Annotated in this window: 19 protein-coding genes and 3 riboswitches; of the genes, 16 read left to right on the forward strand and 3 right to left on the reverse strand. The window is 35.3% G+C overall.

Features of this window, described 5'->3' with window-relative positions; translation table 11 throughout:
- Nucleotides 1-104 precede the first annotated feature (104 nt).
- The 4 genes from AAG068_RS02190 to AAG068_RS02205 all read left to right on the forward strand — a co-directional run bounded on the left by AAG068_RS02190 (nt 105) and on the right by AAG068_RS02205 (nt 7,575).
- Complete coding sequence (locus AAG068_RS02190; protein WP_342717186.1) at nt 105-1,769, forward strand: glycoside hydrolase family 13 protein; 1,665 nt, start codon at nt 105-107, stop codon at nt 1,767-1,769.
- 205 nt (nt 1,770-1,974) lie between these two features.
- The gene (locus AAG068_RS02195; protein WP_342717188.1) at nt 1,975-3,612 is read left to right on the forward strand and encodes a PTS transporter subunit IIBC; all 1,638 of its coding nucleotides are present in this window, start codon (nt 1,975-1,977) and stop codon (nt 3,610-3,612) included.
- A 4-nt stretch (nt 3,613-3,616) separates the two neighbouring features.
- A complete protein-coding gene (locus AAG068_RS02200) occupies nt 3,617-4,408 on the forward strand; it encodes an endonuclease/exonuclease/phosphatase family protein (RefSeq protein ID WP_342717190.1) in 792 nt (263 codons plus the stop codon).
- 305 nt (nt 4,409-4,713) lie between these two features.
- The gene (locus AAG068_RS02205; RefSeq protein WP_342717192.1) at nt 4,714-7,575 is read left to right on the forward strand and encodes a YhgE/Pip domain-containing protein; all 2,862 of its coding nucleotides are present in this window, start codon (nt 4,714-4,716) and stop codon (nt 7,573-7,575) included.
- Nucleotides 7,576-7,615: 40 nt separating this feature from the next.
- Here the strand turns inward: AAG068_RS02205 and topB are convergent, their stop codons facing one another.
- Nucleotides 7,616-9,805 (reverse strand): DNA topoisomerase III, encoded by a 2,190-nt coding sequence (topB, locus tag AAG068_RS02210; RefSeq protein WP_342717194.1) that lies wholly within the window; start codon nt 9,803-9,805, stop codon nt 7,616-7,618.
- 268 nt (nt 9,806-10,073) lie between these two features.
- A riboswitch (TPP riboswitch) is annotated at nt 10,074-10,183 on the forward strand.
- Between the two features lie 72 nt (nt 10,184-10,255).
- Between topB and thiM the strand changes: the two genes are divergently transcribed.
- Together thiM and thiE are read left to right on the forward strand one after the other, a co-directional pair.
- The gene (gene thiM, locus AAG068_RS02215; protein ID WP_342717196.1) at nt 10,256-11,062 is read left to right on the forward strand and encodes a hydroxyethylthiazole kinase; all 807 of its coding nucleotides are present in this window, start codon (nt 10,256-10,258) and stop codon (nt 11,060-11,062) included.
- A 16-nt stretch (nt 11,063-11,078) separates the two neighbouring features.
- Nucleotides 11,079-11,738: a thiamine phosphate synthase gene (gene thiE, locus AAG068_RS02220; protein ID WP_342717198.1), complete on the forward strand. Its 660-nt coding sequence runs from the start codon at nt 11,079-11,081 to the stop codon at nt 11,736-11,738.
- Between the two features lie 183 nt (nt 11,739-11,921).
- Here the strand turns inward: thiE and AAG068_RS02225 are convergent, their stop codons facing one another.
- The gene (locus AAG068_RS02225; RefSeq protein WP_342717200.1) at nt 11,922-13,235 is read right to left on the reverse strand and encodes an anaerobic C4-dicarboxylate transporter; all 1,314 of its coding nucleotides are present in this window, start codon (nt 13,233-13,235) and stop codon (nt 11,922-11,924) included.
- A 283-nt stretch (nt 13,236-13,518) separates the two neighbouring features.
- A riboswitch (cyclic di-GMP riboswitch) is annotated at nt 13,519-13,603 on the forward strand.
- A gap of 295 nt (nt 13,604-13,898) precedes the next feature.
- Between AAG068_RS02225 and AAG068_RS02230 the strand changes: the two genes are divergently transcribed.
- The 7 genes from AAG068_RS02230 (at nt 13,899) to AAG068_RS02260 (ending at nt 21,387) form a co-directional block, all read left to right on the forward strand.
- Nucleotides 13,899-15,638, forward strand: a complete 1,740-nt coding sequence (locus AAG068_RS02230) for a methyl-accepting chemotaxis protein (protein WP_342717202.1) — start codon at nt 13,899-13,901, stop codon at nt 15,636-15,638.
- A gap of 61 nt (nt 15,639-15,699) precedes the next feature.
- Nucleotides 15,700-15,801, forward strand: a riboswitch (TPP riboswitch).
- A 100-nt stretch (nt 15,802-15,901) separates the two neighbouring features.
- Nucleotides 15,902-16,222: an MTH1187 family thiamine-binding protein gene (locus tag AAG068_RS02235; protein ID WP_342717204.1), complete on the forward strand. Its 321-nt coding sequence runs from the start codon at nt 15,902-15,904 to the stop codon at nt 16,220-16,222.
- The gene (locus AAG068_RS02240; RefSeq protein WP_317460474.1) at nt 16,194-16,967 is read left to right on the forward strand and encodes an ABC transporter permease; all 774 of its coding nucleotides are present in this window, start codon (nt 16,194-16,196) and stop codon (nt 16,965-16,967) included. Before AAG068_RS02235 ends, AAG068_RS02240 begins: the two co-directional genes overlap by 29 nt.
- On the forward strand, nt 16,964-17,962 hold the full coding sequence (locus AAG068_RS02245; RefSeq protein WP_342717208.1) for an ABC transporter substrate-binding protein: 999 nt from the start codon (nt 16,964-16,966) through the stop codon (nt 17,960-17,962). Before AAG068_RS02240 ends, AAG068_RS02245 begins: the two co-directional genes overlap by 4 nt.
- Nucleotides 17,959-18,708, forward strand: coding sequence for an ABC transporter ATP-binding protein (locus tag AAG068_RS02250; protein ID WP_342717210.1), 750 nt, complete (start codon nt 17,959-17,961; stop codon nt 18,706-18,708). Before AAG068_RS02245 ends, AAG068_RS02250 begins: the two co-directional genes overlap by 4 nt.
- 65 nt (nt 18,709-18,773) lie before the next feature.
- The gene (locus AAG068_RS02255) at nt 18,774-19,547 is read left to right on the forward strand and encodes a hypothetical protein (RefSeq protein ID WP_342717212.1); all 774 of its coding nucleotides are present in this window, start codon (nt 18,774-18,776) and stop codon (nt 19,545-19,547) included.
- 304 nt (nt 19,548-19,851) lie between these two features.
- A complete protein-coding gene (locus AAG068_RS02260) occupies nt 19,852-21,387 on the forward strand; it encodes an ABC-F family ATP-binding cassette domain-containing protein (RefSeq protein ID WP_342717214.1) in 1,536 nt (511 codons plus the stop codon).
- Between the two features lie 456 nt (nt 21,388-21,843).
- On the opposite strand, the gene AAG068_RS02265 is transcribed toward AAG068_RS02260, so the two are convergent.
- Entirely contained in the window at nt 21,844-23,868 is a 2,025-nt protein-coding gene (locus AAG068_RS02265; RefSeq protein ID WP_342717216.1) for a glycosyl hydrolase family 18 protein, read from the reverse strand.
- Nucleotides 23,869-24,338: 470 nt separating this feature from the next.
- On the opposite strand from AAG068_RS02265, the gene AAG068_RS02270 reads away from it, so the two are divergent.
- The 3 genes from AAG068_RS02270 to AAG068_RS02280 are packed head-to-tail and all read left to right on the forward strand — an operon-like array spanning nt 24,339 to nt 25,300.
- The gene (locus AAG068_RS02270) at nt 24,339-24,710 is read left to right on the forward strand and encodes a DUF1992 domain-containing protein (RefSeq protein ID WP_342717218.1); all 372 of its coding nucleotides are present in this window, start codon (nt 24,339-24,341) and stop codon (nt 24,708-24,710) included.
- Nucleotides 24,711-24,720: 10 nt separating this feature from the next.
- On the forward strand, nt 24,721-25,035 hold the full coding sequence (locus AAG068_RS02275) for a thioredoxin family protein (protein ID WP_098586521.1): 315 nt from the start codon (nt 24,721-24,723) through the stop codon (nt 25,033-25,035).
- A gap of 13 nt (nt 25,036-25,048) precedes the next feature.
- Nucleotides 25,049-25,300 carry a hypothetical protein gene (locus tag AAG068_RS02280; protein WP_342717222.1) on the forward strand — a complete coding sequence of 84 codons (252 nt, stop codon included), beginning with the start codon at nt 25,049-25,051 and terminating at the stop codon, nt 25,298-25,300.
- The last annotated feature ends 118 nt before the right edge of the window (nt 25,301-25,418 follow it).

Genomic DNA, 25,418 nt, shown 5'->3' on the forward strand with positions numbered 1-25,418 from the left:
TAGAGTTCAATGAAAACAGTTGCAAACTATTCATATTTTGTTATGATAGTGTTACGAAAACGTTTGCATAAAATTCTGATGGGATGCAAAAGGAGAGAATGACTATGAATAAGACATGGTGGAAAGAAGCGGTTGCTTATCAAATTTATCCACGTAGCTTTATGGATTCAAATGGCGATGGTATTGGAGATTTACAAGGTATTATTGCGAAACTGGATTATTTAAAAGATTTAGGTATAGATGTAATTTGGATTTGCCCAATGTATAAGTCACCTAATGATGATAATGGTTATGACATTAGTGATTATCAAGATATCATGGATGAGTTTGGTACGATGGAAGACTTTGATGCTTTACTAGATGAAGTTCATAAGCGTGATATGAAGCTTATTATTGATTTAGTTATTAATCATACAAGTGATGAACACCCATGGTTTATTGAGTCTCGTTCATCTAAAGACAATCCGAAGCGTGATTGGTATATTTGGCATGATGGTAAAGATGGTGCGGAACCAAACAACTGGGAAAGTATTTTTAACGGTTCGGCATGGGAATATGATGAAGTAACAGGACAATATTATTTACACTTATTCTCGCGTAAACAACCAGATTTAAACTGGGAGAATAAAGAAGTTCGCGAAGTGTTATACGATACAGTTAATTGGTGGCTTGATAAAGGAATCGATGGTTTCCGAGTGGATGCAATCAGCCATATTAAAAAAGAAGATGGCTTCAAAGATATGCCAAATCCAAAAGAACTGAAGTATGTACCATCTTTTGATAAACATATGAATGTAGATGGTATTCAACCTTTACTAGAAGAGTTAAAAGAAAATACATTTTCTAGGTACGATATTATGACTGTTGGTGAAGCGAATGGCGTTAAGATTGAAGATGCTGAGCTTTGGGTTGGAGAAGAGCAAGGTAAGTTCAATATGGTATTCCAATTCGAACATTTAAGCTTATGGGATGCAGAAAAGAAAAAAGATCTTGATGTTGTAGGACTGAAAAAAGTATTAACGAAATGGCAAAAAGGGTTAGAAAATAAAGGATGGAATGCTTTATATATTGAGAATCATGATAAACCACGTATCGTTTCAACTTGGGGAGATGATAAACAATATTGGCGTGAAAGTGCAACAGCTCTAGGAGCAATGTACTTCTTTATGCACGGTACACCGTTTATTTATCAAGGACAAGAAATTGGGATGAAAAATGTCCAATTCCCAAATATTGAAGATTACGATGATGTAGCAATTAAAAATTTATATCGCGAGAAAATTGCAGAGGGCGTATCACATCAAGATATGATGGAAATTATATGGGCTTCTTGCCGCGATAACTCACGTACACCTATGCAGTGGAACGATGAGATGAATGCTGGCTTCACAACAGGTGTACCTTGGTTTGGTATGAATCCAAGCTATAAAGAAATTAATGTTGAAAAGCAAAAGAATGAAGAGAACTCTATTTTCAATTTCTATAAGAAAATGATTGCCTTGAAAAAAGAGCATGATGTACTGAATTACGGTACGTACGATTTACTTTTAGAAGATGATCCGCAAATTTATGCATATACTCGTACATTAAACGATGAAAAAATCGTTGTAATTAGTAATATCTCAAAAGAGGAAGCTGTATATAATGAGGGTTCATTCGCACTAGAACGCAAACGTTTGCTTTTAAATAACTACGAAGTTGCGGAACATGAACAAGTAAATACAATCACGTTAAAGCCTTATGAAACAAGGGTTTATCGCATTTCATAATAAAAAAGGATGCTCCTAGAGCATCTTTTTTTATGAAAAAAAATAAATTTCTATTGCAAAGTGAAAACGCTTTTATTAAAATAGATTTATGAAAACGGTTGCGTAAAGATAAAAAAGAAGTAACATAAGGAATCGTTTTCACAATAGAAATAGAAATTATAATTTAAATCATTATGTTGTTATAAATAAAGGGGAGGAAGAACAGATGAAAATTACGTCTTTTGATTTTTGGCAAAAGTTCGGGAAAGCATTATTAGTTGTTGTAGCTGTAATGCCAGCAGCTGGTTTAATGATTTCTATCGGTAAGTTAATTGGGATGTCTGCTGGGGATATTAACGCAGTTCATACGATCGCTCGCGTAATGGAAGACATCGGTTGGGCAATTATTACAAATCTGCACATCTTATTCGCGGTAGCAATTGGGGGATCTTGGGCGAAGGATCGCGCAGGTGGTGCATTCGCAGCGCTATTAGCATTTGTCTTAACGAATAGAATTACAGGAGCTATATTTGGCGTAAACGCTGAAATGTTAGCGGATTCAAAAGCGAAAGTTTCTTCAGTATTAGCAGGAGATTTAATTGTAAAAGATTACTTTACTTCTGTACTTGGTGCACCAGCATTAAACATGGGAGTTTTCGTAGGGATTATCACAGGTTTCTTAGGAGCTACTTTATATAACAAATATTATAACTATAACAAACTGCCACAGGCATTAGCATTCTTTAACGGAAAACGATTCGTACCATTCGTTGTAATTGTTTGGTCTACAGTCACTGCAATTGTATTATCGCTTTTATGGCCATTCATCCAAAGTGGATTAAATGAATTTGGTCGCTGGATTGCAGCTTCAAAGGATAGTGCACCAGTTGTTGCACCATTTGTATATGGAACATTAGAGCGTTTACTATTACCATTCGGTTTACATCATATGTTAACGATTCCGATGAACTACACAGAGCTAGGCGGAACATATACGATGTTAACTGGCTCAAAAATTGGACAAGTTGTAGCAGGACAAGATCCTTTATGGCTTGCATGGATTACAGATTTAAATAACTTATTAGCAAATGGAGATACAAAAGCATATAACGATCTATTAAATAATGTTGTACCAGCCCGATTCAAAGCTGGACAAGTTATCGGTTCATCAGCAGCATTAATGGGTATTGCATTCGCAATGTTCCGTAATGTTGATAAAGAAAAACGTGTAAAATATAAACCAATGTTCTTATCAGCAGCGTTAGCAGTATTCTTAACAGGTGTAACAGAACCAATTGAATTCATGTTCATGTTTATTGCCCCAGTATTATATGTTGTATATGCAATTACAACAGGACTTGCATTCGCATTAGCGGATTTAATTAACTTACGTGTTCACGCATTTGGATTTATTGAATTAATTACTCGTACACCGATGATGGTTAATGCAGGACTAACTAGAGATTTAATCAATTTCGTTATCGTTTCATTAGTATTCTTCGGTCTGAACTTTACATTATTTAATTTCTTAATTAAAAAGTTCAACTTACCAACACCAGGGCGTGCAGGTAACTACATTGATAATGAAGATGAGTCATCAGAGGGAACAGGAAATGTACAAGATGGTTCATTAGCAACAAAAGTTATTGATTTATTAGGTGGAAAAGAAAATATTGCTGACGTAGATGCTTGTATGACTCGTTTACGTGTAACAGTAAAAAATTTAGATGTTGTTGCACCAGAAGCGCAGTGGAAACAAAATGGTGCTTTAGGACTTATCGTAAAAGATAAAGGTGTACAAGCAGTATATGGTCCGAAAGCTGACGTATTAAAGTCAGACATTCAAGATATGTTAGGTGCGTAATAATATGAAATTGCTAACTTTAAACTGTCACTCTTGGCAAGAAGAAAATCAAATAGAAAAGATAAAATATCTTGCTAAAGTCATTCAAGAAGAAGAGTATGATGTCATCGCATTGCAAGAAGTAAGTCAGTCGATAGGGGCTAAAAATGTATGCGGTAACAAGAAAGAAGATAATTTTGGACTTTTACTATTAGAAGAGTTAAAAGCGTTACATGTAAAAGATTACAATATTACTTGGGATTTCTCTCATATTGGTTATGATGTGTATGAAGAAGGATTAGCGATTGTAACGAAACATAATGTTATAAAAGAAGATACGTTCTTTATTTCAGAAAATAAGGACACGGCGTATTGGAAAACACGCAAAATTGTAAGTGCAACAATTGTTTATAATGGTAAGAACATCACGTTTTACTCTTGCCACCTCGGTTGGTGGAATGATGAAGAAGAACGATTTGAAGGTCAAGTTAATCGTTTGATGGAGCGTGTAGATAGCAATGAACTATCCTTCTTAATGGGTGATTTTAATAATAACGCCCGTTTGCAAGGTGAGGGTTATGAATATATGATGCAAAAAGGTTTGTATGACACATATGAACTAGCAATAGAGAAAGATGAAGGAACAACGGTCCAAGGTGAGATTGCTGGTTGGGATGAAAATAAACATAATCTACGAATCGATTTAATATTGTGTAACCAAAGTGAAAAAGTTCGTTCTTCAAAAGTCATTTTTAATGGTACAAACCGAAATGTAATTTCAGATCATTTCGGTGTAGAAGTACAAGTAGATATATAATAGAAGAAATCCTCACAGATGATGAAAAGCTGTGAGGATTTTTTTGAGGAATACAAGTATTTCCAAGAGAAAATACTTGTATTTTTTATGACATTTCCTATATATTTGTTATTATTGAATGTAAAACCGATTTGGTCATTTTGTATTCATACTTTGACTGACTTCGTTATATAATGTAGTAAGTCAAAGTTAATGGGAAAAATAGTTCGTTTTTGGTTAATCCACGATGTAGAAAGTGATATAATTGCAAAATGTATGTATCATTTTCTAAAGAAGGAAAAATATATAATTAGGTGATAACTTCTATGAAACAAATTTGGCGTATTTATAAGACAGATTTACGGAATGTAGCTAAACATTGGGCTGCAATTGTTATTGTTGTAGGATTAATGATTTTACCATCGTTATATGCATGGTTTAACATTAAAGCTTCCTGGGATCCGTACGGAAATACAAAAGAGGTTCCCATTGCAGTTTCTAACCAAGATGCTGGCTCTAATTTAAGAGGAAAAGACATCAATATTGGTGACGAGATTGTAGATTCTCTTAAGAAAAACAAAAATCTTGGGTGGAAATTTGTAGACGAAAAACAAGCAATTTACGGAGTTGAGCGCGGGGATTACTATGCAAGTATTACAATTCCAAAAGATTTCTCTGAAAAGATTGCAACTGTTCTGGATGAAAATCCACAGAAACCAGAACTGGATTACTATGTAAATGAAAAAGTAAATGCGATTGCACCAAAAATTACAGCAAAAGGTGCATCAGGTATTACAGAAGAAATTAGTAAAAACTTTGTTAAAACAGCAAACGGTGAGATTTTTAAAGTTTTTAATGATCTTGGAATCGATTTAGAAACAAATTTACCAAGTATCGAGAAAGTAAAAGATCTTGTATTTAAGTTAGAAGCGCAATTCCCAGAAATGAATACACTGATGGATAAGGCGTTAGATGATGCGACTCGAGCGGAAGATGTTGTGAAAGTGGCGCAGAAAGATTTACCTGTTGTAGAGAGTGTCATAAATGATGGACAGGAAGCATTGGCGAATTTAGATAAGTTTTTTGCAAGACAAGATCAAACATTAAAAAATGCTCCAGGGACGATAAGAAATGATTTAGTAGCAGCAAAAGGCGTTATGGATAGTGCAGCTGCATTTACTGACTTTTTAATGAATCCAGGTGTAGAATTAAATATTCCTGACTTGTCTGGAATGAATGGATTACCTGAATTCCCTGCAAGACCAGACCTTTCTAAGTTGAATAGTGATGGTTATAAGGGGATAGCACAAAATATTAATCAAACAGTAAATAATGTTTTAAGCTCATCACGTGCAGGAACAGCTTATGCACAAAGTGTTATGGATGGATTGCAAAATGGAAGCGTTGATCCAGAGATAGCCAAGAAAAATATTTCGACTATATCTAATAATCTTCAAACGCATATTGACAATCTTTCTTATGTAATTGATGTTATGGCTCGTTTAGAGCAAGGGGCTCAAACTGAGTTTGGACAAAATTTCTTTAAAACAAGAAAAGAGCATTTAACGGATATTAAGAATGGACAACAAGATTTAAATAATCGTTTTAAACGTTTAAACGATTTAATTAGCACAGGTCAAGAAGTTAAACAAGATGTGCGTGATGGAATCAATCAGAAATTAAATGAAACAAATGCTTTAATCGATCGAGCTGAAAAAGATTACAATGAAACATTTGTAGCAGATTATAAAAAAGCAGTTAGCACAGTAGATCAAGCTAAAGCAGATGCAAATCAAATATATGATAATGCAAAAGCGGATTATGAGAAAGCAAAGAATAGTCTTGAAAGTACTAAATCTAGTGTCCAAAAAGCATTAGAGGATGTACAAAATAGAGGTGTTAATGGTTTAGAAGGTTCGAAGGAAGCCTTAAAAAGTTTAAATGGTCAATTCCAAGCTGGAATTGGTTTAATTGATGATATGATTCCAGTTCTAGAAAGTACAAATAAGGTTTTAGCAGATGTAAATAGTGATAAAAACCTTAATAATGGAATTGCGAAATTAAATAAAGCGAAAAGTAGTCTTCAAAAAGGTGTAGAGGCAACAAATAAGGGGATTACACTTCTTAACAATGGTCAGAAACCTACAAAAGATGTAATTGAAAGTATTAACAACGCTGCGAAGGGTGGATCAGCTCAATTAACAGATGTATTATCGACGTATGATTCAGAAATTGTACCTAATTTCAATACAGCAATTGCTCGTACAAAAGAGATGTCGAAAAATACAACTCAAATTTTAAATGATGCAGACAAAAAGCTTCCAGATGTTAAAAAATTACTAGAAGATTCATCAAAAGGCTTAGTAGATGGTAAAAAGAAATTAGCAGATATTAAAGCTGAAATGCCGGAGACTGAGAAAAAGATTAAAGAATTAGCAAATAAAATTCGTGATTTTGAATCTGAAGAGGATTTAAAAGACATCATACGCTTATTGAAAAATGATGTTGAAAAGCAAAGTGATTACTTTGCGAATCCAGTAAATTTAAAAGAGAATAAATTATTTGCGATGCCGAACTACGGTTCAGCAATGTCACCGTTCTATACAGTGCTTGCATTATGGGTAGGCGCATTATTAATGGTTTCATTATTAACAGTAGAAGTACATGAAGAGGGCGCGAATTATAAGAGCCATGAAATTTACTTCGGACGTTTATTAACATTCTTAACGATAGGTCTTTCACAAGCGTTTATCGTATCAATGGGAGATATATTCTTACTCGGTACGTACGTAGTCGATAAGTTCTGGTTTGTGTTATTTAGTTTATTTATTGGTGGAGTCTTCGTTTGTATCGTATACTCACTCGTTTCTATTTTCGGAAACGTTGGGAAATCGATGGCGATCATTTTACTTGTACTGCAAGTAGCAGGATCGGGCGGAACATTCCCAATTCAAATGACACCAGCGTTCTTCCAAGCAATTTATCCATTCTTACCGTTCACATATGCAATTAGTGCAATTCGTGAAACAGTAGGCGGAATGCTGTGGGATATCGTAACGCGAGATTTACTTGTATTAAGTGCTTTCGTAGTAGTTATGATTGTTGCTGCGTTATTACTGAAAACACCAATTAACAAATCGAGTGAAAAATTCGTTGAGAACGCAAAAGGAAGTAAAATCATTCACTAAAATAAAAGGTTCCTACCGATAGAGGTAGGAACCTTTTTGTTTAATCGAATTTTAATTTCTTTAATGCTTCTGCGAACGGATTATTTAATGGTTCTTCTTCTTTGTTCTGTTGTTTCATATATTTTTGAACGTCACGCTTATCAGCTTTGTTTCCAGATTCTTTTTTTCGTCTCTCTTGGAACGTGGAAAGTTTTTCGCGATAGCCACATTTACATACGAAGATTTGTCCTGCACCTTCACCACGTAATTCTAATTTCTTCTTACATTGCGGACAGCGAGCGTTTGTTGTACGAGATACATTTTTACGATGACCACATTCACGATCTTGGCAAACGAGCATCTTTCCTTTTTTGCCGTTTACCTCTAGCATTGGTTTACCACAGTCTGGACAAGACTTTGTTGAAATGTTGTCATGTTTATATTTTTTATCACTTGATTTAATTTCAGATACAATTTCTTTTGTATAGTTCTTCATTTCTGAAATGAACACTTCTTTTTTTAGTTTACCTTTTGCGATAGCCTCAAGTTTTTGTTCCCATTCACCAGTTAGTGTAGGGGATTTTAGTTCTTCTGGTACTAAATCAAGCAACTGACGCCCTTTTGAAGTAATGTGAATATCTTTACCACGTTTTTCAATTAAGAATGAATTAAATAGCTTGTCGATAATATCAGCACGTGTCGCTACAGTACCTAATCCACCAGTTGATTTTAACGTATCAGCAAGTTGTTTGTTTTGCGTATCCATATATTTTGTAGGATTCTCCATTGCTGAAAGTAAAGTCGCCTCATTAAAACGTGCAGGTGCTTTCGTTTGACCTGATGTTTGCATAATTAACTTTACAGTTAATGTATCGCCTTTTTCAATGCGAGGTAGAAGTTGCTCTTTTACGTCATCCGTTACATCATCATCTTCAAAGCGGTTTTCATATACTTCTTTCCAGCCGGCATGTAAAATTGTTTTTCCGCGTGCAATGAACGTTTCATTGCCAACTTTTGTGCGTAACGTTAGTTGTTCGTATTCGAATGCTGGGAATAAAACGGCTAAGAAACGTTTGACAACTAAATCATAAATTTTACGTTCTTTATCTGTGAAGGCGGAGAAGTTAACGTATCCTTCTGTCGGAATAATTGCGTGATGATCGCTTACTTTACTATCATCAACAAATGATTTATTAGCCTTGATAGGCTTTTGTAATACTTTATGTGCTAAAGAACGATATTCTCCAACTCCGCACGCCTTTAGACGTTCTGGAAGTGTCCCAACGATATCAGATGAAATATAGCGTGAATCTGTACGAGGGTATGTTAGCACTTTATGTTGCTCATACAATTTCTGCATAATGTTTAATGTTTCTTTCGCAGAGTAACCGAACTTTTTATTTGCATCACGTTGTAATTCAGTTAAATCGTAAAGACCAGGAGAGAATGACTTCTTCTGTTTTTTATCAATTTCCACAACGGTAGCATTATGCTTATCTAAATCTTTTACAATACCATCAATTTTTTCTTTATTGAAACTGCGGCTATTGCCGTTTGCATCTTGCCAAGTTAGTTTTAACTGATTTGTCGTTTGAGCCTCGATGCCGTAGTAAGTTTGAGCTTTGAAGTTCTTTATTTCATCTTCACGATTAGCGATCATTGCGACAGTAGGTGTTTGTACACGGCCGCAATTCAGCTGGGCATTAAAGCGAGTCGTTAAAGCGCGAGTCGCGTTAAGGCCGATATACCAGTCAGCTTCTGAACGGGCAACTGCTGAAGCGTATAAATTGTCATATGCTTTACCTGGTTTTAAATTTGCAAAACCATCTTTAATCGCTTTATCAGTAACAGATGAAATCCATAGACGTTTGATCGGTTTGTTAACTCGAACTTTATCAATAATCCAGCGAGCGACTAATTCTCCTTCACGTCCAGCGTCTGTTGCTACAATAATTTCAGTTACATCTTTTCTAAGTAGCTGACTTTTTACAGCATTAAATTGTTTCCCAGTTTGTTTAATAACCGTTAATTTCAAACGCTCAGGTAGCATCGGTAAATCTTCTAAATTCCACTTTTTATATTTCACATCATAGCTTTCTGGATCTGCTAATGTAACAAGGTGACCTAAAGCCCAAGTTACAATATATTTACTACCTTCAAGGTAGCCGTTTCCTTTTTTATCGCACTTCAGTACGCGAGCAATATCACGTGCAACGGAAGGCTTTTCAGCGATTACAACGCTTTTTGACATATTTAAAACATCCTTTCAAATTTCCATACGTTAACTATAGCATACATCTTCTTGAGATTCAGTTTCGCTCCAGATTTGAACGTTTTTTAGTGGGATAACATCTGTTTGAAAGTGAATGATGGCGACAGAACATAATATGCACCATGATGAGACTATGAGAAATAGATATTGATTATGCGTATTGTTTTATTAGTTGCTTCTATATGAAATAGAAAAGTAAAGAACTTGTTATTTTACTAGAATAAGAGTAGACTTTGAAGTAGAAATATAATAAGCACATGGGAGTTTGTGGATGCAAACTGAGAGTATGACTAATCCGTTATTGACCATTTGAACCTGTTGGATAATGCCAGCGTAGGGAGAGTGTAAAAGCACATGTTCAGGCACTTTGCGTACGCGCAAAGTGCTTTTTTGTGTATCTCCCATCACTATAGTTAGGAGATGAGAAGGATGAATATGAAAGAAATTAGCAAAGTAGTGGATTTTGTGAGAAAATCTAATCCGCTCGTTCATAATATTACAAATGTTGTTGTCACAAATTTCACAGCTAACGGTTTGTTAGCGCTAGGAGCATCGCCTGTAATGGCATATGCAAAAGAAGAAGTAGCAGAAATGGCTAGCATTGCTGGGGCGCTTGTTTTGAACATGGGTACACTTCGTCCTGATGAGGTAGAAGCGATGTTACTTGCTGGTAAATCAGCAAATGTGAACAATGTACCAGTACTGTTTGATCCAGTTGGTGCAGGAGCAACATCGTATCGAACAGAAGTTGCGAGACATATTCCGGCTGAAATTGAGTTAGCGATTATTCGCGGAAATGCAGCTGAAATAGCGAACGTTATTAATGAGAGATGGGAAATTAAAGGAGTAGACGCTGGTGCTGGTAATGGCAATGTCGTAAGTATTGCAAAACAGGCAGCGGATGAATTGAATACAGTTATGGTAATTACTGGAAAAGAAGATGTTGTTACAGATGGAGAGCGAACGATCCTTATTCAAAATGGTCACCCTATTTTAACGAAAGTTACGGGAACTGGTTGTTTACTAACTTCTGTAATAGGAGCATTTGTAGCGGTAGAAAAGGATTATGTAAAGGCAGCGGTAGCGGCATTAACGTTTTATAGTGTAGCTGCGGAACTGGCAGCTGCCAAGACGGTGGAAAAAGGACCTGGTAGTTTCCAAATTGAATTTTTAAATCAGTTAGCGAATACCACTTCAGGTGATATTGAGAAGTACGGGAAGATTGAAATTATATAGTAAGGAGGGGAACTAGATGTCGCGTATTACAAAGGCTGAAATGTCTAGGTTGTTATCAGTATATTTTATTATGGGAAGTAACAATTGTGCGAAAGAGCCGCTACAAGTATTGAGAGATGCACTCGAAGGCGGTATAACAATTTTTCAATTTCGTGAAAAGGGAGAAGGTGCTTTAACAGGAGAGGACCGCATTTGTTTCGCAAAAGAACTACAAGCAATTTGTAAGGAGTACGGTGTACCGTTCATCGTAAATGATGATGTGGAACTAGCTATCGAGTTAGATGCAGATGGCGTGCATGTTGGACAAGATGATGAAGGGATTACTTCTGTTCGTGAAAAAATGGGGGATAAAATTGTTGGTGTATCTACACATACAATTGAAGAAGCACGCTGGGCAATTGAAAACGGAGCGGATTATTTAGGTGTTGGCCCTATTTTCCCAACGAGTACGAAAAAAGATACGAAAGCTGTGCAAGGAACGAATGGTTTAGCTCATTTTAGGGAGCAAGGAATTACAATACCGATCGTCGGGATTGGTGGTATTACAATTGAAAATACAGCTTCAGTTATAGAAGCGGGTGCAGACGGTGTTTCCGTTATTTCTGCGATTAGTTTAGCGGAATCTGCGTATGAAAGTACGAAGAAGCTAGTAGAGGAAGTAAGTAAGAGTTTGTAGAAGAAGGCTATGTCGTATTAAAATGCTGCATAGCTTTTTTGATATTAATAATTAGAAATAGGAGGGATTATTTGAAACGGGGAAGGTTTGTAGAGTTGCAAAATGAATTGTTTCGTTTATTTAAACAAACGTTTGATTAAAAAAAGCACAAACCTTTTAAAATTATCGGTTTGTGCTTTTTCTTTAAAACATAATTGATATTAGGAGCATTCCAATTCCGATAGAAGTGAATGTGGCGATTAGGCCTGGAATCATAAAGCTATGATTTAAAACATATTTACCAATGCCAGTTGTACCAGTGCGATCAAAGTTAATGGCAGCAACGATTGTTCCATAGTTTGGAATAAAGAAGTATCCGTTTACTGCAGGGAACATCGCGATTAGTAGTGCTGGTGGAATACCGAGTGATAATCCAAGTGGCATTAAAGCACGTACCGTTGCGGCTTGGCTATATAGTAAAATAGATAGAATGAATAATGCGATGGCAAATAGCCATGGTGCACTTGTTACTAGGTGCTGAATTGATCCTTGAATCATATTTAAGTTTCCGTTAAAGAAAGTATCTCCCATCCAAGCGATACCGAAAATAGCAACAACTGCTGTTGCCCCCGCTTTAAAGACGTTACCAGACACGATACTTTCTACATTTGGTTTACAGAAAATAATAATAAGAGCTGCGATCGTTAACATAACCATTTCAATTGTGTTTGGCATGGAAAGACGAACTAACTTCCCGTCAACCATCCATCCTGGACGAAGTGCTTCAAATGAACCGAGAAGTACGACAAGAAAAGTTCCTACTAGGAAAAGGATAACTGATAATTTAGCGCCTTTTACACCGGTAAATCCTTTTTTCTCTTCAATCTTAGGAATCATTCCTTCTTTTAATCGTTTTAAGTATTCAGGGTCTTCATTTAATTCTTTCCCCATTTTGCTAGCAACAAATGCAGCTATCATACAAGCGATAAAAGTAGAAGGGATACTTACTTTTAAAATATCTAATAAAGTGATTTTATAGTCAGCTAGCATTGCTAAAAGTGCAACCGTTGCAGCTGATATAGGACTAGCTGTAATTGCTTGTTGAGAAGCGATTACGGCAATTGACATTGGTCGTTCTGGTCTAATCCCCGATTCGCGAGAAACTTCTGCGATAACAGGAAGTACAGAATAAGCAACGTGACCAGTTCCTGCGCAGAGTGTAAATAAATAAGTAACAATTGGAGCGAAGAATGTAATACGCTTTGGATTTTTTCGTAATGCTTTCTCAGCCAGATGAACAAGGTAGTCCATTCCTCCAGCGGCTTGAAGTGCACCGGCAGCTGTAATTACTGCTAAAATCATAAGCATTACATCAACAGGAGGAGCTGTAGGTTGTAAGTGGAAGACGAAAACAAGTATTGCCATACCAACGCCACCCATCACTCCTAGACCGACTCCACCTAGGCGTGCGCCAATAAAAATGCAGAGTAGTAACGTAAGAAATTGTAGCCAAAACATGATAAACTACCTCCGAAATTCATTAGTTAAGATATATTTGAATAATTTAATTTGAACGAAAATTAAAATAAATATTCAAAATAATCCTTGTGTTTCATATATTTTTTATTATATAACACAAGAAATGTAACATTCACGTACTTTGTTAAATTATTTCGAAAAAATAATTCGTTGAAACTATACATCTGCATCTCTAAATAGGTAGACATTTTAATTTTTATGTTGTAATCTTTGATAGAGAATAATTTAATTCTCATAGAACTCCCATATCGTTCAACTCGTTCAGCGAGAAAGGCAAACTGATGGAAACATTAGGACGCAAAACTACAGGAGCTAAGGCCGAAAGGCTATGCTAGCCAGTTACCGGACGGATAGGGTTGGTCTTGACCAATGCTCTTTTCATTGGTCTTTTTTTTATTTATCCCGCATTAACGGGCAGTAAGACCCCCACCTCAAAATTCAGCGGAAGCAAAGAAGTTAGGTGGGGGATCAACTGCCCGTAAAAGCCCGATTGGTTCAACTAATAATCAGTGGGGGATGAACAAAACCCCCACTGATTAAAGTTTCACCTTATAAACAAATGAGAACTTTTAACGATTGTTAATAAGGTTTATATTTTAATAGTTTCACTTTATATTAAGTTAATTAAGAAAGGTGATGTTAATGAAAAAATATTGGCGCAATCTATCATTTCTTCAAAAAAATGTGTTGTTAACTGTGTTAGTTATTTTGACGCTTGTTGGTACTATGGGAGCGTTAAGTTTTAATATGTTTCAAAATAGTATGATGTCTATATTTGAAAGGCATTCTTTTGAAACAGGAGATACGGTAGTACATAAATTAGATGCGGACATATTGAGAGATGTTGCAAAAGACCCAACGGCGGAAAGAGAAAAGAGAGAGAAGTTAACAGAGAAATTAGATGAATCAACGGAAGAATTGAATAGTGTTGGACAAACGTATATTGTTGGAGCGAAAAAAAATGAAAAAGGTGAGCTACAAATCATTGATTTGTCTACAGGTTTAACAAATGTTGTTGAAGTAAGGCCAGGAGAATATTATAAGCAACCAGACCTTTGGATGAAAGCATATGATAAGGTAATGAGCACGAAAAAAGCAAATATGACAGAAGTATATGAAGACGCATTAGGAACATGGGTAACGATATTAGAGCCAATTAAAGATGGAGAAGGGAACATTGTGGCACTTGTTGCAGCTGATGTAGATGCCTCTATTGTTCCTAGTACAAAGGAAAAGTTCATTATACAAGGTTTAATGTTTATTTGTATTTCTGTTTTAATTGCAACTGTTATTCAATTCTTAATTGTACGTAACGCACTTGCTCCATTACGGGATTTACGTGAAGGATTGCGCAGAGTCGGTGAAGGTGATTTGAGTATTAAATTAGAGGAAAGACCAGATGATATTGGTATTATTAATTCGTATTTTAATAATACAATCGAGAAGTTTAAAGGAATTATAGATAAAGTGAAGCAGACAGCAGAACAGGTTTCCTCATCTTCACAAGAATTGTCAGTGAGTACGAAAGAAAATAGCATGGCAGTCCAAGGAATCGTAAGTTCTATAGTTGAGTTAAGGGCTGGCGTTCAATTACAAGAAACGTCAGTACCAAAGTATTTAGATATTGTATATGAAATGGAAGATAGGATGGAAGAGATAACTAATACTGCAAAACAAATGACGAAAGAGTCTGAAGGTATGAAGCATCATTCAGTAAAAGGAAATGGTATTATTGAACAGACGATGAATCAAATGAAAATAATACAAAATGCAGTACAAAATTTATCTTCTATCATTCATTCTTTGGAAACGAGATCAAAAGAAATTAGTGATATTGTAAATGTAATTACAAGTATTTCAAATCAAACGAATTCTCTAGCTTTAAATGCTTCTATCGAAGCTTCACGTGCTGCGGCAACCGGAAAGGGATTTGCCGTTGTTGCTGATGAAGTACGTAAATTAGCAGAGCAGACGGAAGCATCAGCAAAAGATATAACGAAATTAATAGGGGAAACACAAGTTGAAACAGAAGAAGCTGCTGTTTCAATACAAAAAGCTTCAAAAGAAGTAGAATCCGGAATGAAACTTTTTCAAAGTAGTGGTGCTTTCTTTGAAAAAATTTCAAAATCAGCACAATCTGTTACAAATCAAGTTAGAGTTGTTTCTAGCAATTCAAGTGATATATTGCAAAATAGCCAAAATATTGTTCGTGTTGTAAATGAACTATCACTTATTGCAAATACGTATGCAAATAGTAGTAATAATATTGAAGAAAGTATGAAAGAACAGGAAATGTCTGTACAAAATATTGCTGAATTATCTAGTTCTTTAAGCTGGCTTTCACAGGAGTTACAAGAGTTAATTGGTGAATTCAAAAGTTAAATGAAAGGATTATACGTGCTTTTGTTTGTTCAATAAAATAAATCATGCTACAATGAAAACGAATTAAGGACCGGGGAGCCAATTGGCTGAGAGGATGTAAACAAACATCGACCCTCAACCTGATCTGGATAATGCCAGCGTAGGGAGTTACTTAAAGTGATGTAGCATATGTTATTCTATAATAACTTGCATACAAGGCTTTCCTACGCAGTAGGAAAGCCTTTTCTTGTTTTAATATTTCATTTTATAAGGGGGATTTTACTATGTCACAACAAGTTACAATTTCATTTTCAGTAGTACCACAAGCGAAGAACAAAGATGTGTATTCTGTTGTTGATAAAGCAATTGAGGTTGTACAACAATCGGGAGTTCGTTATGAAGTAGGGGCAATGGAAACAACGCTGGAAGGAGAATTAGATGTACTTCTTGATGTCATTAAACGTGCACAACAAACATGTGTGGATGCTGGAGCAGAAGAAGTAATTACTTCTATTAAAATCCACTATCGTCCAAGCACTGGTGTAACGATAGATGAAAAAGTTTGGAAGTACCGTGATGAATATGCAAAACCAGAAGCAATCTAAACTAATTACAACAATTTGGCTTATCCTTCTCATTGCGATATGGGAAGGATCTGTTTCATTATTTAAAATTGAACCTTGGATTTTACCGAAGCCTTCAGCCATTGTTCAAGAATTAATTGGAATGAAAGATTTACTATTACCAAATACGATACAAACGCTGCAAGAGGTTATAATTGGACTGTTCTTTGCGATTTTAATTGGGACAAGTATTGCAATTATTATGGACGTTATCCCTTTATTTCGTATTTTAATAAATCCGTTGCTTGTTATTTCGCAAACGATTCCAATCGTTGTACTTGCACCGTTATTTATTATTTGGTTTGGATATGGAATGCTACCGAAAGTAATGGTAGTCATACTCGTTTGTTTCTTCCCGATTGCGCTTAGCATTTTAGAAGGTTTTCAAACGGTAGATAAAAATATGTTGAAGTTGTTGCAAACGATGAAGGCAACGAAATGGCAAGTTTATCAGAAAGTAAAGTTTCCAGCAGTGCTTCCATACTTTTTCTCAGGGTTAAAAATTGCAGTTACATATAGCGTAATGGGAGCGATTATTGGAGAATGGCTCGGTGCCAGTGAAGGATTAGGAGTTATGCTTACGAGGGCTACGAAATCCTTTTTAACAGCCCGAGTATTTGGTGTTGCAGCAATTATTGTTATGGTGACATTATGTCTGTATTTTATCGTGGAGTTTATGGCAAGAATAACAGCACCATGGATATATAGAAAGGACGGCAGAAAATGAAAAAAAGTTTAAAAGTTATGTTGGCTGCCTTATTAGCGGTAGGTGTGGTTGGATGTAATCCGGCGAAGAAAGAAGAAAGTGCAAGTAAAGATCAAAAAGTAAAAGTAGTATTAGATTGGTTTCCGAATACGAATCATACTGGCTTATATGTAGCACAAGCGAAAGATTATTATAAAAAGCAAGGCTTAGATGTAGAAATTATTCAGCCTGGTGATAATGTGACAGCGGAGCAAATGATAGCTTCAGGAAAAGCTGACTTTGCAATAAGTGCACAAGAAAATGTAACGTTGGCTCGTGTGGAAGGTATTCCTGTTGTGTCTGTAGGAGCGATTATTCAGCATAACACTTCAGCTTTTGCATCGCTTAAGAAAGATAACATGACTTCACCGAAAGATTTTGAAGGTAAACGTTACGGAGGCTGGGGAGGACCAGCGGAAGAAGCTACATTAAAGACAATTATGGAGAAAAATCAAGCTGATTTTAATAAAGTTGAAAAAATCATCTTAGGACAAACAGATTTCTTCAAATCAATCGGTCGTGATGCAGACTTTGAATGGATTTATTACGGATGGGATGGCATTGAAGCGAAGCGCCAAGGAAAAGAGTTAAATACGATTATGGTGAAAGACCTAGATCCAGCGCTTGATTTCTATAGTCCTGTTATGATTACGAGTGAAAAACATACGAAACAAGATAAAGACTTTGTGAAAAAGTTTATGAGTGCAACGACAGAAGGTTATAACTTTGCAATTAAAGAACCGAAAGAAGCTGCTGATATTTTAATTAAGGCTGTTCCAGATGTAAATAAAGACTTAGTACAAGAAAGTCAAAAGTGGTTAAGTACGAAGTATCAAGATGATGCAAAAGTATGGGGAGTACAGAAGGAAGAAGTTTGGACGAATTACATGAATTTCTTATATGATAACAAAGTTATTAAGAAGAAAATTGATGTGAAAGATGCCTTTACAAATGAGTTCCTTCCAAGCGAAAAATGAGTGGATTACAAATAAAAGATATTGTGAAATCTTTCGATGGAAAGAATGTATTAGCAAATATTAGTGCTTCTATACAAGAGGGAGAGTTCGTTTCCTTTGTAGGACCGAGTGGTTGCGGGAAAAGCACATTATTAAATATGATTGCAAATGTTGAAAATCCAACAAGCGGAAATGTAACGTATAAGGATAAGCACGTACAAGAGCAAGATGTCGTAAGTTATATGCCGCAACAAGATTTATTACTACCGTGGCGATCAGCTTTGCAAAATATAGTGCTGCCATTGGAAATCGAAGGGAAACCGAAAAAACAAAGGCTCACAGAAGGAATGGAAGCATTAAAGCAGTTTCAGCTAGATGAATATGCAGACCATTATCCAGATGAATTGTCTGGTGGTATGCGCCAAAGGATTAGTTTTCTGCGCACATATTTATGTGAAAAACCAATTATGCTACTTGATGAGCCTTTCGGAAAATTAGATGCCTTTACAAAAATGGAAGTACATAGCTGGCTTTTGAACTCTTGGCACCAAGAGAAGCAAACGATCGTTATGGTTACACATGACTTAGACGAGGCAATCTTGCTTTCGGATCGCGTATTTATTTTATCTCAAAGACCGGCATCGATAGTTGGTGAGGTACAAGTGAAATTACCTAGACCACGAACGATGGATATGTTAACATCACTGGAGTTAAAGAAGGATAAGGAAGAAATTCTGAGAGTATTAGCTCCTTATATGAAAAAATAGAAAAAGTCTTTTAACAGTTTTTGGTATAATTACTGTTAAGAGGCTTTTTTTATAGGGGGAGAAAGATGAAATCTATAGAGCAAATAGTTGATTCGTTAACAGCTGATAATCTTGAAGAAGGAAAGTGTTTATTAAAAAATCATATTTTATTAATGAAGTATGGTATGGAGCATCGTGAATTAAAAGAAGAAGAAATGACAGAAGTTTTAAATTGGGTTCAAGGCCGGGATCAATTGAGAAAAGATGTTCCAGAATTATGTGATTTACATTTAGTTAAAAAGTTTCAAGCGCTATTAGATGAATTTATTCATTCTATAATTACAAATGGTTATGTGGAAGATGCGGTAGAAATTTTAGAGAGTGTATTAAAAAGTATGGGAGCAGTCGCTCATATTGTAAAAATTATGTTTGTTGGCAAAAGGAAAGTTAATAGAAATTCTTTAGAAATGGTAGAAGAGTTAAAAAGAGAGTGCTACAACTTAATGGAACAGCGTGCTGCTGTCGGGTTGCATGCTCAAATCTTTCACGTTTTAGGTTTTGTTCATTCGATTCATTTTGATTTAGAAGAAAGGTCACAGGAACATGGGCGAAGTGTAATAGGATTTTTAACAGATTTTAAAACGAATGAATTAAAGTCTGTGCAACAATTTCAAACTGAAGATCATATCCCAGAAGTGAAAAATATAGTGAGTAAAGAGTATGGAATAGAATTACAAAGAAGAATTTATATGTGGAAATCATTAACAATTATCTTTACAAGTCCATATGCATTAGAAAAGATGTATAAAGAAATTTATGCAGAAAACGATAAAACGGAGAAGGAACAAAAAGAACAATAGAGAATAGAATATAACAGAGTAGTTTATACTCTTAATATAACAAATGTTAAAGGAGTGAAAGGATAAAATGACTTTATCAACTGTTCTTCAAATGGTTTTAGCTTGATAAGGGAGAAGTCTGCCCATTTTTAACCATTAAGCTAAATTGAAGACAGCAGGTAAAGAACCTTAATCCTTTTTTACGATAATATGTAATGGGTAAGGTGTATTCACCTTACCCATTTTTTATATGCACAATTAAATAAGGCTTTATACTGTTGCTCTCTCTATTTAGCTTATGAACCATAAGTAAAGGAGAGAAAAAATGAGTATATTAACAGTAGAAAATTTAAGTCATTCGTATGGTGAGAAGACCATTTTATATAATGCGTGTTTCCGACTATTAAAGGGCGAGCATGTTGGGTTAGTAGGGAAAAATGGAATTGGAAAATCAACATTGTTAAAAATTTTAACAGGAGAACTTATACATGATGATGGGAACATTGAGTGGTTTCCGTATGTGAAGGTAGGTTTCTTGCAGCAGCATATGGATTTACAAGAGGGAATCACAGTTGAAGGATATTTACAAAGCGCATTTTCGGATTTGTATACGATTGAATGCGAAATGTTAAAAATTGCAGAAGAAATGGATGGAGCAGAAGAAATAGAAAAAATGTTAGTAAGGTATGGAGAATTACAAACTATATTGGAAAGTTCTAATTTCTATCAAATTCATACAGAAATTGATGAAGTAGCAATCGGGTTAGGTTTACTTGAAATAGGTTTAAAAAAGGATGTTTCACAGTTAAGCGGAGGACAACGAACAAAGTTATTACTTGGGAAGCTCCTTTTAGAAAAAGCTGATATTTTATTGCTAGATGAGCCAACAAACTATTTAGATACAGCTCATATAGAATGGTTGCAATCGTATTTGAGACTTTATGAAAAAGCTTATGTGATCATTTCTCATGATGAAGTATTTTTAAACAGTATTACGAATGTGATTTATCATCTAGAAGGAGGGAAAGTGAAGCGATACGTAGGGAATTATGAACAGTTTATGCAAAGTTACCAAGTGCAAAAGAAACAATTACAATCGGCGTATGTGAAACAACAAAAAGAAATCTCTCAGTTAGAAACATTTATTCAAAAAAATAAAATTCGAAAAGCAAAACAGGCTAAAAGTCGAGAGAAAGTATTGGAGAAAATACAAAGGGTTGAAAAGGTTAATTCTGTAACTCGATCCCGTTTTGATTTCAATGTTTATGAGGAGCCAGTGAGTCGTATACTACAGGCTGAGAAACTAAGGATAGGTTATAGTGATCCGTTATGTCCAGAGTTGAATTTACAAGTGAAAAAAGGAGAAAAGATAGCGATTGTTGGTCACAATGGAATTGGAAAAACGACGATGTTAAAAACGTTATTAGGCCAAATAAAATCGCTAAGTGGTTCAATTTCTATTGGAGAACGAGTAAATCCTGCTTATTTTGCCCAGGAAGAGTTTGCTTCAGAAATAACACCATTAGAGAAAGTTTGGGCAGAACGACCAGATATGACAAAGAAAGAAGTGCGCCAAGCATTAGCGAAGTGTGGATTAAAAGAAGAACACGTATTAAAACCGATTCGTTTATTAAGTGGTGGGGAACAAACGAAAGTACGTTTATGCGAACTGATCGTAACGAAAAGCAATGTTTTAATTTTAGATGAACCAACTAATCATTTGGATATAGAAACAAAGAAGTCTTTACAGGAAGCGTTAAAACAATATAAAGGAACAGTTTTACTTGTCTCACATGAGCCTTCTTTCTATGAAGCGTGGATAACAAAAGTATGGAATATAGAAGAATGGAACGCTGAATAATATGAATAAAGAAAAGGCATTAGCTTGTATAAGCTAATGCCTTTTCTTTGTGATTAACATGATTTTCGAGAACTCTTACATGAGAATTGTATGAAGAAGCACTCTTATGGTGCGCTTATAAGCGTGCTTTTTCTTTTGTTATATTTATAATATTAGATGCCTTTCCCTAATAGGCGACTATCCTTCTTTGTATATATAGATAGTTTGAAATGGAATAAAAATAATTCCTATATGTAAAGGATAATGTGATTAGTATAGGAAGACAATAGAACCTAAAGGAAATTCATGTAAAATTCAGATGAACTTCATACTAACTTCATATTAGAAACTAAATATGATTATAATAGGTTATTATAATTTCATTTGTGATTTTTCATAAAATTAAAAGTTTGAATTTAGGATAGAGTACTCAAACCTAAATTCAAACTTTAATGAAATAATTAATGGAAGTTACGTTTAGTTTTCACTAATGGATGCATTTACAAGTTCAGCAGGATTGCCTGTTCCTGCCCCTCCGATTGTAACCGATCCTCCAGGGGGAATTTCACCATTCCATCCTGCATTCGTAATTACGTAATGATTATTTATTTTACTACTAATTTTAGAATCCCAAACTTGTGTTAAATTGCCGTTGTAATCAAATTCTAATTTCCAATTTTTAATAGGGGTCGTTCCACTATTTTTAATTACAATCGAGAAGTTGTAACCACTTCCCCAATTTGAAGTGACTGAAAAGGTAGCAGTCCCATTTCCATCAGGAGGTGTTGTGTTCGTATCATCTGTTTTTACAAGAATGGAAGTAGGTTGTGATTTATTCCCAGCAGCATCTTTTGCTGTTATTGAAAATGTGTATTCTGTATTAGATTTTAAGTTTTTAATTGTAATGCTATTTGTTGTTGTACTCCATTTCTCTTCTCCGGCAGTAATTTCATATTCTGTAACTCCTACGTTATCAGTAGATGCAGTCCAGTTTAATTGAACGGAGTTTGAATTTTTATTTGTAACAGCAATATTTTTTACGTTTGTTGGTGATTCAGTATCTTTTTGAGTAATAGGTCCACCAAGTAGCTCTTTTACTAACGTATCAAGTAATTTAGGTCCGCTACAACTATATTTTGGACTTGTACGGCAATCCCCGCTTAGCTCCCAAAACATTGCGCCACTTAAACCTTTTGTTTTTATATAGTCTGTTTTATATTTCATAGATTCGCTGTCATCATAGCTAATAAAGGTTCCTGTAGTCGCATTATATAAATAAGGTACTTTCGCCACATCGTTCCAATAGCGAACAAAACCATTCTTATTAACATAATTAGCTGCTAAATCACCATAATCGTACACACCTGTGTCACCGGTAGAATAATCATCCCAAGTACCTTTAGAAGCGAGCTTTCCATCACTACCTGGTTTACAAGGTTGGTATTGTCCGTTATTTTCTTTTCCGCAACTTTTCCATCCACGTCCGTAAAAAGGTACACCTAATACGAGTTTATCTGCTGGAACACCTTCATTTGTATAAATATCTATTGCACCGTCTACGTAAAATTTCGTATCCGCAGCTGGGTCACTTGGGTCTTTGTATAGAGCTGCATTATGGTTAGAAGTAGCTTCCCATCCACCGTGGAAATCATATGTCATAATATTAATCCAATCCAGTATTTGAGAGATTTTCTTTAGCTCTGTATGATCCGCATAACGTTGGCTTGCACCTGACGCGATTGTTAGTAAATATTGTTTCCCATCTTCTGCAGTAGCTTTCGTTAGTGCATTTCGAACATCTTGAAGGAGTAGGGTGAAGTTTTGCTTATCTTCAGGACGATAACTACCGCCAGGAATCGTTTCAACGCCCGGGTATTCCCAATCTAAATCAACGCCGTCAAATCCATATTCGCGAAGAAAAGCTACTGTGGATTCAGCGAATACTTTTCTTGTTTTTTCATCAGCGGCCATATCAGAAAAGCGGTTAGACCAAGTCCAGCCACCAACGGAAATAATTGTTTTTAAGTGAGGATACTTAGCTTTTAATCGTTTCAGTTCTCCAAAATTTCCACAGCGGGCGTATTTATCACAATCTTCCCAAGTTGTGCCTGATCCCGGATAAGATTTTGTGACATCAGCCCATGGTTCACCGAGTACGAGAGTACCATTAGGAACCTCTTTATTTTGCAGTGGTACACCAGATTCTTTGCAGTTCCACGTTTGTTTATTGGGATTATCGGGGTGAGTAGAAGGGTTTCCATGTTTTCCATTCCAGCAAATATCAGCGAAAGCATAGTTTAAATGAGTTAGCTTTGATGCATCAATGTCTGCAACTTGATAATTACGTCCGTAAATGCCCCACGAAGGAAAATACCCAACAATTTTTTGACCTTGCTTTGGTGAATCTGCTAATGCGAAATTTGGAGTAATAAAGTTTGTGAGAAAAAGAGGTAAGAAGAGTAGTAGGGATAGTAATAGCAGCGTGAATTTTTTTGATCTCATAGTCATTTCTCCTTTCAAAATAAAAGATATATTTAAAGGCTTGCGCCAATAAACCAAAATGAATCTAGACGTATGAAACGTCTAGTTGAACCAATCGGAATTTTATGGGCAGCCAGACCCCCACCTTACTTCTTTGCTTTCGCTGAATTTTGAGGTGGGGGTCTTACTGCCCATTAAAGCGGGATAAAAATGATCAGACATCACGAAGTCTATACAAGGGAGCTGGGGGTGATTAAATCGTAGCAAATGTAAGATTTGGTGTAAACGCTTTATTGGATTCAAAAAGACTTTCTCAATATGAAGTGGCTCTAATACAGATTACACATGAAAATAAAATATTGATTAGGGGGGAAAAGGCTTCTTGTAATTAAATTTGAGAAAAAATTGTATGAAGTCAATTTGTAATAGCGTAGCGAGATGAGAAAATATCATGTAAAATAATAGTAAAAATATGTAAAGGAGCGAATGGTGTGGATGTCTTTTTGAACATTGCTGAAGAAAAAATTCGACAAGCAATACGGAATGGAGACCTTTATCATATTCCGGGAAAAGGAAAACCACTACAATTAGAAGACCTTTCAACGGTACCTCCAGAACTGAGAATGAGTTATAAAATTTTAAAAAATGCGGGTATGATTCCACCAGAAATGGAACTACAAAAAGATATATTAAAAATAGAAGACTTAATTGCGTGCTGTTATGATGAAGCAGAGAGAAAAAAATTACAAGAAGAGTTAACAGCAAAAACGCTGCGTTTTCAGCAGGTAATGGAAAAGAGGAAAATGAAAGATAGTTCAGCTTTTCGTATGTACCAAGGTAAAGTATTTCGTAAATTACGCTAAGAGGGATAAGATGAATACATTTGAAACGATAGAAGAATTAGCGACATATATTGAAGAACAACAATTAGTACTTCTGTTTATTAAAACAGAAAATTGTGGTGTTTGTGATGTTATGTTAAGAAAAGTAAATGGTGTATTAGAGAATTATGATTACGTAGAGAAAGTAGAAATATTACTACAAGACATGCAAGAAATTGCAGGGCGATATGCAGTATTTACAGGGCCAACAGTTTTATTATTTTATAATGGAAAAGAAATTCTTCGTGAATCACGCTTTATTTCACTTGAAAATCTAGAAAGAACCATTCAATTATTCGAAGATTAAGGGAGGTTTTTATATGGAATTTATTATTTTCATACTATTATTTGTTGTAGTTGGAATAATTGTAACAGCAGTTCGATCGAACCAAAAGAAGGTAAATCTTACGAAACAAAATAACATTCATAATTCATCTAACAACTCATCACCATTATTTTTCTTTGCTGGATCTGATAATGATAGCTCGCATGGAGGTTCACATGATTGCGGAGGATCTTTCGGTGGGGATAGCGGAGGCAGCTGCGATGGTGGCGGAGGTGGCGGTGATTGATGAGAATGCGCCTTATATAGGCGTATTTCTTTTTAAAACAAACGTTTGATTAGTTGGCTTACATATGCATAAAAACAGTTAAACAAACGTTTGATTACATATTTTTAACGTACTAAGG

The organism is Bacillus paramycoides (genome assembly GCF_038971285.1).
Taxonomy (GTDB): Bacteria; Bacillota; Bacilli; order Bacillales; family Bacillaceae_G; genus Bacillus_A.